A 472-nucleotide genomic window follows, 5' to 3' on the forward strand; every position below is an offset into this window, starting at 1 on the left:
TTGTTATTTATAGTAAAATGGGTGTGTCGTTTACGTCATTAAGACACTAGACAGAAAATTCTGTTTTGAGTGCAGAATTTTCTGTCTAATAGCTGTTATATGCACAGAGAGAATTACAGATGATTCGTAATTATTTAGAAACGGAAAAACAAATTCAGAACTCTGCCCATGATGGGATTGGCTCTGTCGAGTTATATGAAATTTGGAGTAAGTCAGACTTCGCTAGCAGCTGCGATTTTATCGACAGACAAATTATCCCACCAAATTCTACGGTCGGTTACCATAAACATGGCAACAACGAAGAGATGTATATCATTCTCGAAGGCTCTGGAACAATGACTATTGATAACCAAGAGGTTAAGATTAAAAAAGGCGATATGATAAAAAATAAGCCTTATGGTGAGCATGGTTTAATAAATGATTCAGATTCAGACATTGAGCTGTTAATTATTCAGTTTAGCCTGGATTAATG

The 472-nt window shown here is 35.4% G+C and carries 1 protein-coding gene; it reads left to right on the plus strand.

Translation table 11 applies throughout. The features are described 5' to 3' along the window. Window positions 1-119: 119 nt before the first annotated feature. Complete coding sequence (locus BCT81_RS05140) at window positions 120-470, plus strand: cupin domain-containing protein (protein WP_004742476.1); 351 nt, start codon at window positions 120-122, stop codon at window positions 468-470. Window positions 471-472 lie beyond the last annotated feature (2 nt).

The organism is Vibrio sp. 10N.261.52.A1 (assembly GCF_002876325.1).
Taxonomy (GTDB): domain Bacteria; phylum Pseudomonadota; class Gammaproteobacteria; order Enterobacterales; family Vibrionaceae; genus Vibrio; species Vibrio chagasii.

Bases quoted from the DNA above. Each gene is read 5' to 3' on its own strand.
- BCT81_RS05140 (WP_004742476.1), top strand. From the start codon at position 120: ATGATTCGTAATTATTTAGAAACGGAAAAACAAATTCAGAACTCTGCC.